Raw genomic sequence first — 6,321 nt, forward strand, 5'->3', positions numbered from 1 at the left:
GTAGAAATCAATACCATATATATAAAGGAAAATAATGACTTTTTTATTTAATAAAAATAATCATTTTAATTTAGCAAATATAGTTACATTTTTTAATATTGCATCAGGTATTTTTGCAATATATTTTTTAACTCATCAAGAGTTTTTTGCAGCTGCACTTTTTGCGTGGCTAGCTGGTGGTTTTGATATTATTGATGGAAAAATTGCAAGAAAATATAATCTTTCAACAGAGTTTGGAATTCAATTAGACTCTTATGCAGATTTTTTATCATTTGTTATTGTTCCTACAATGTTTATTTACTTTGCAGTAATTGATACAAAAGAGTTAATTTTATTTACTCCTTTAGTTGTATTTGCATTTGTTTATTATGTAATATCTGGTTTAAGAAGATTAATTCAATTTAATATAAATGCACAAGAAGGTGAAGTAGAAAAATACTTTATTGGAGTTCCTACTCCATTAGGAGCAATTTTATTATGGGCTGTATATCTTGTGTTTTTAACAGGGTTTATATCAGAAACAGTAGTTTTATTTTCAATGATTGTTATTGGTTATTTATTAAACTCTAAAATAAAAATAAAACATTTATAAAAGAGTTTTATGAAAAATGAAGTAGTAAGTATAGATTTAGGCTCTAACTCTTTTAGAGTCCTAAAGTATGATTGTATAAAAAATGAAATTTTAGCTGAATATAATGAAGTTGTTGGAATGGCTGATGGCTTAGTTGATACAGGTGAAATTTCAAAAGAAGCACAAGGAAGAGTTGTAAATGCAATTTTACACTCTATTGATGAAGTTAAATACGAATCTAAAAATGCTATTGCAGTTACAACAGCTGCTATGAGAAAAGCAAAAAATAGTGAAGAAGTATTAAAATATTTTAAAGAAAAAACAGGTGTTGATTTTTCTATAATTGATGGAAAAGAAGAGGCAAGACTTACACTACTTGCTGTTCAATATGCACTAAAAAGAGAAAAAATTGATTCATCAAAATTTGTCTTATTAGATATTGGTGGTGGTTCAACTGAAATAATTGTAAACACAAATGATAAATATGAAGCACATAGTTTTGATTTTGGAATTGTTACTATGACACAAACATATTTTAAATATCATGATTTGCATAATGATTTAGATATACAAAAAGAAAAAATAAAGAGTTTCTTAGATTCATTAGATATTGATTTAACAGATTATTCTTTTGTAGCAACAGCAGGTACGCCCACAACAATTGCAGCTATTAAGTTGGGTCAAGACTTTTTCTCTTATGATAGAAATATTGTAAATGGCGCACTTGTTAATTTAAAAGATTTAGAAGATTGTTTAAAGATTTTTGAAAATTCAAGTCAAGAAGAGATTATGAAACTTGTTGGAAAAGGTAGAATCGAATTTATTGAAGTTGGAATATTTATTTATAGAGCAATTTTCGAAGTTTTAAATAAAAAAGAATCTATTGTTTTAGATGATGGATTAAGAGAGGGAGTTGCTATAAACTCTTGTTTATTAAATACAAAGTGTTAAGATAATAATCTTACACTTTGTGATTGCACTATATTAGCCTGAGATGCTGCTAAATGTCCTATGTTTGCAGAAACATTAGTTTTTGAAAAATCATTTGATTCTTTACCAAAGTTTCTTCCTTCGTTTAACTTTATTTCGTTATATAAATTTACTTGTGTACTAAGTGTATCTTTTGCATTACCTACAAGTTTTTCTTCCATTTGTGAAAAATCATTTGTAATTTTTTCTAATTTACTTGAAACTTCTTTTACTTTATCTATTACTAAGTTTAAGTGTTCAGGATTATTTAAATCAGCCAAGTTAATTGAATCAAATATCTCACTTGAATAATCAGGAGTATTTGGTTTTGGCATTGAGAAATTACCATTTGCAGTATTAATTTCAAACTCTTTTTTTTCATCATAGAAATCAACACTTAATAAGTTTTCTTTTTTAAATTTTGTTTGATAGGCAATATCATTAAAATCTTTTAAAAATTCATTTGTTTGATTTTTAATTTGATTTTTATCTTGTATATCTAAGTCATCACTTTTTAAGTTTTCCAGTGATGATTGTATTTGATTAATTGATTCTAACTGTTTATTTACAGCATTTTGTGAAATTTTACTAATTGCGATACCATCATTTAAAGATTGTACGTCAATTGATAATGCATCACGTTGTTTATTATAATCATTAACAACTAAAGATAATGATTCATCTTTTGTATTTTCAATTTTATTACTAGCAGATGAACGTTCTAGCTGTAAAGGAACAGATGGATTTAGGGTATTAATATTAGTGTTTATATTGTTAATATCCATTTATTATCCTTCTTTAATATATTTAACTTTTATTATACTTAAATATGATTAAAATAAAATAATTTTATGTTAATAATGAGTGAAATAAAATATATAGCTAATTTATATATCTAACCAATAATTAATACTTTTTTGTGTAAAATCATACCTATTTTTAAAAAACGGAGAATTATTATGAGAATGAATGGCGCAAAAATGGTTATAGAATCATTACATCAAGAAGGGGTAGAAGTAGTATTTGGGTACCCTGGTGGCGCTATTATGAACGTCTACGATGAAATATATAAACAAAATTATTTTCAACACATTCTGAATAGACACGAACAAGCTTCGATCATTGCAGCTGAGGGGTACGCAAGATCAACTGGTAAAGTAGGGGTATCAATAGTAACAAGTGGGCCAGGTTTTACAAATGCAGTTACAGGTTTAGCTGATGCATATATGGATTCAATTCCATTAGTTGTAATATCTGGACAAGTTCCTACAAACATTATTGGAACTGATGGTTTTCAAGAAATTGACGCTGTTGGTATTTCAAGACCTTGTACTAAGCATAATTATCTAGTAAATGATATTGCTGATTTACCAAGAATTATTAAAGAAGCATTTCATATTGCATCAACAGGAAGACCAGGTCCAGTTCATATTGATATTCCAAAAGATATTACAGCACAAGTAGCAGATTTTGAATATCCAACTGAAGTAGATTTACCTACTTACAGACCTACAGTAAACTATAATAAAAAACAATTAAAAAGAGCATTAACAGCACTTAGTAAAGCTAAAAAACCTTTATTATATATTGGTGGTGGAGCAATACTTGCAAATTGTGCTTATGAAATTAGAGAATTAGCTAAAAAATTAAATATTCCAGCTGTTGAAACACTAATGGCAAGAGGAGCAATGGGTGATTCTAATCCATTATTCTTTGGAATGTTAGGTATGCATGGAGAATTTTCTGCAAATATGGCAGCACATGAAACGGATCTTTTAATTTCATTAGGTGCTAGATTTGATGATAGGGTTACAGGAAGATTAGATGAATTTGCTTCTAAAGCAAAAGTTATTCATGTAGATATTGATCCTACAAGTATTAGTAAATTAGTTTCTGCACATTATCCAATTGTAGGAGATTTAAAAAATACTGTAAATGGTATGATTGAGTCAATTGGTGATTTTGAATTTAATGATTATTCAAATTGGGTTGAATTATTAAGAGAATATAGAGAAAATGAACCTTTAAGATTTATTGATTCTAATGATGTAATTAAACCTCAATGGCCTATTCAAAGAGTAGGAAAATTATTAGGTAATAGAGCAGTAGTTTCTACTGATGTTGGACAACATCAAATGTGGACTGCACAATTTTATCCATTCTCTTTTCCAAGACAATGGGTTACATCTGGTGGTTTAGGAACTATGGGATTTGGACTTCCAGCTGCTATGGGTGTTGCTCGTGCTATGAAAGGAACTGATAAAGTTTCTATTAACTTTACAGGTGATGGTTCTATATTGATGAATATTCAAGAGCTTATGACTTGTGTAGAATATGATTTACCAGTTATAAATATTGTTTTAAATAATAATTATTTAGGAATGGTAAGACAATGGCAAACAATGTTCTATGAAAATAGATTATCTTCTACTGATTTAACTGCTCAACCTGATTTTAAAATGCTTATAGAAGCATTTGGTGGATTAGGTTATAGAGTTACAACAAAAGAAGAGTTTGATACTGCATTAAAAGATGCCGTTGAAAAGAAAAAACCTGCAATGATTGAAGTTGTTGTTGCAAGAGATGAAGAAGTATTACCAATGGTACCAAATGGGCATGCTTTAAATGAAATGACATTAATTGAAGGAGGAAAATAATGAACAATTTTAATCACTATTATGACACAGAGACAACAAGACAAGTAATTTCTATAGTTGTAATAAATGAGCATAACGTTTTATCTAGAATTGTTGGATTGTTTTCTGCACGTGGTTATAATATTGACTCACTAACAGTTGCACCAATGTCAGGAAGTAAATATTCTAGAATGACAATTGTTACAACTGGAGATAAAAGAGTAATTGATCAAATTGTAAAACAATTAAATAAGTTAATCCCAGTATTAAGAGTAAATGAGCATAAAAATGTTGTAGAAAAAGATACTGTATTAATGAAATTCTCAATTGATAATAATTTATCAGATATTGATGTTATTGCACGAGCTTACCATGGTTCAATTCAAAATGTAACTGATGAAGCAATAATTGTATCTGCAACTGATTCATCAGAAAGAATTATGAACTTTATAAAAGTAATGGAAAAATTCAATCCACTTGAAGTAGTAAGAAGTGGTATTGTAGCTATGGAAAGATAAGAATACACTTCTTATCTTCCTTCTTTCAAAAGGATATTAAGATGACTCTTGATGAGATCTCAAAAACACTAAATATAAAAACAAATAAACAAATAGAAATTACTGGTTTAAATACATTATTAGACTCAAATAAGAGTGAAATTACTTTTTTAGAAAATAAAAAATATTTAAATGATTTATCAAAAACAAAAGCTGCAGCTGTTTTAATTAAAGAAGAGTTTTCTTCATTTGTTCCTGAAGGAACAATTGCATTAGTTTGTGAAGAGCCTTATTTAAATTTAGCAATTTTAAGCAAATTATTTGCACCAAAAATAGTTGAAACAGATGGAAATGATGCAATTGTTGGTGAGAATACAGTTATAATGAATAATGCTTATTTAGGCAAGAATACAATTATTGGTAAAAATAGTACAATTATGGCTGGTGCATATATTGGAGATAATGTAACTATTGGAGACAATACAATTATTTATCCAAATGTTACAGTTTATAGAGACTGTACAATAGGTTCAGATTGTATTATTCATGCGGGAACTGTAGTTGGTTCTGATGGATTTGGATTTGCTAATACAAAAGATGGTAAATATATTAAGATTTACCAAAATGGAAATGTAACAATTGGAAATGATGTTGAGATTGGTTCAAACTGTACTATTGATAGAGCAGTATTTCAATCAACTATTATTTCAGATGGTGTAAGAATTGACAATTTAGTACATATTGCACATAATTGTAAAATTGGAACAGGTTCAATTTTAGTATCACAAGTTGGATTATCAGGTTCAACAACGCTTCAACAGTATGTTGTTATGGGTGGACAAAGTGGAAGTGCAGGACATTTAGAAATTGCTGCATTTAGTACAATAGCTGCACGTGGTGGAGTTACAAAAACAATTAACGAACCAAAAAAATCTTGGGCAGGATTTCCTTTAATGGGTCATAGAGAATGGCTTAAATTACAAGGTAGAATTGCAAAATTATTAAAATAAAGGCTTCAAAATAGCAAAGAAAATCATATCTCTAATCATTTTATTTATTCTTATTTATCTTGAATTTTCTATATTTGTAAGCACAAAAGAAATAGTAGGAACTGTAGGTACAGTTTTTGCTAATAATTCTCATGAATATTTCGGATTTTTAGCTTACTTTTATTTATTCTTATTTATTTATACATTATATATAATAAATTTCAAAAAACAAATCAAAGGTAAAGATTTAACGCTTAATATTAGTGTTATACTATTATTATTTTTTGTTGCATTAATGTTTCAATCATTAATTGTATCAAATGGAATATATAGTGGTGAAATAGGAAATATATTAGTTGATAGCTTAAGTCCATTTATTGGAAGAGCTGGATTATATATATTTGTATTAGTTGGATTTATTATTTCTTTTTATGTAATATCTGAAAATTCAAATTATGATTATTCAAGAATTACAAATAGAATAAAAGTAAAAAATAATAAGCAAACGAATAAATATAAAAATATTGAAGATACTAGAAAACCAAGAGTAGTTGAGCAAAATGATTCAATAAAAGAGGATTATTTACAAAAAGAAGAAATCTTTGTAAATACAGTAGAAAAAGAATATATTATTGAACCAGTTAAAAGTAATATTATAG

At 27.5% G+C, this 6,321-nt stretch carries 7 protein-coding genes; 6 read left to right on the plus strand and 1 reads right to left on the minus strand.

Annotated features, from left to right (window positions below; translation table 11 throughout):
- The first annotated feature begins 34 nt into the window (after nt 1-34).
- Both ACERKK_RS10070 and ACERKK_RS10075 read left to right on the plus strand, forming a co-directional pair.
- Nucleotides 35-592 carry a phosphatidylcholine/phosphatidylserine synthase gene (locus ACERKK_RS10070; RefSeq protein WP_373772953.1) on the plus strand — a complete coding sequence of 186 codons (558 nt, stop codon included), beginning with the start codon at nt 35-37 and terminating at the stop codon, nt 590-592.
- A 9-nt stretch (nt 593-601) separates the two neighbouring features.
- On the plus strand, nt 602-1,522 hold the full coding sequence (locus ACERKK_RS10075) for an exopolyphosphatase (protein WP_373772954.1): 921 nt from the start codon (nt 602-604) through the stop codon (nt 1,520-1,522).
- Here the strand turns inward: ACERKK_RS10075 and ACERKK_RS10080 are convergent.
- On the minus strand, nt 1,519-2,325 hold the full coding sequence (locus ACERKK_RS10080; protein WP_373772955.1) for a hypothetical protein: 807 nt from the start codon (nt 2,323-2,325) through the stop codon (nt 1,519-1,521). The two genes, ACERKK_RS10075 and ACERKK_RS10080, sit on opposite strands and share 4 nt — an antisense overlap.
- 174 nt (nt 2,326-2,499) lie before the next feature.
- Between ACERKK_RS10080 and ACERKK_RS10085 the strand changes: the two genes are divergently transcribed.
- The 4 genes from ACERKK_RS10085 to ACERKK_RS10100 all read left to right on the plus strand — a co-directional run.
- On the plus strand, nt 2,500-4,197 hold the full coding sequence (locus ACERKK_RS10085) for an acetolactate synthase large subunit (RefSeq protein ID WP_373772956.1): 1,698 nt from the start codon (nt 2,500-2,502) through the stop codon (nt 4,195-4,197).
- Entirely contained in the window at nt 4,197-4,694 is a 498-nt protein-coding gene (ilvN, locus tag ACERKK_RS10090) for an acetolactate synthase small subunit (protein ID WP_373772957.1), read from the plus strand. Before ACERKK_RS10085 ends, ilvN begins: the two co-directional genes overlap by 1 nt.
- A 41-nt stretch (nt 4,695-4,735) precedes the next feature.
- Nucleotides 4,736-5,683 carry a UDP-3-O-(3-hydroxymyristoyl)glucosamine N-acyltransferase gene (lpxD, locus tag ACERKK_RS10095; RefSeq protein WP_373772958.1) on the plus strand — a complete coding sequence of 316 codons (948 nt, stop codon included), beginning with the start codon at nt 4,736-4,738 and terminating at the stop codon, nt 5,681-5,683.
- 91 nt (nt 5,684-5,774) lie between these two features.
- The coding region (locus ACERKK_RS10100) for a DNA translocase FtsK 4TM domain-containing protein (protein WP_373772959.1) at nt 5,775-6,321 on the plus strand (547 nt) is incomplete at its 3' end.

The organism is Poseidonibacter sp. (genome assembly GCF_041821165.1).
Classification (GTDB): Bacteria; Campylobacterota; Campylobacteria; order Campylobacterales; family Arcobacteraceae; genus Poseidonibacter.

Bases quoted from the DNA above. Each gene is read 5' to 3' on its own strand.
- ACERKK_RS10070 (WP_373772953.1), top strand. From the start codon at position 35: ATGACTTTTTTATTTAATAAAAATAATCATTTTAATTTAGCAAATATA.
- ACERKK_RS10075 (WP_373772954.1), top strand. From the start codon at position 602: ATGAAAAATGAAGTAGTAAGTATAGATTTAGGCTCTAACTCTTTTAGA.
- ACERKK_RS10080 (WP_373772955.1), bottom strand. From the start codon at position 2,325: ATGGATATTAACAATATAAACACTAATATTAATACCCTAAATCCATCT.
- ACERKK_RS10085 (WP_373772956.1), top strand. From the start codon at position 2,500: ATGAGAATGAATGGCGCAAAAATGGTTATAGAATCATTACATCAAGAA.
- ilvN (WP_373772957.1), top strand. From the start codon at position 4,197: ATGAACAATTTTAATCACTATTATGACACAGAGACAACAAGACAAGTA.
- lpxD (WP_373772958.1), top strand. From the start codon at position 4,736: ATGACTCTTGATGAGATCTCAAAAACACTAAATATAAAAACAAATAAA.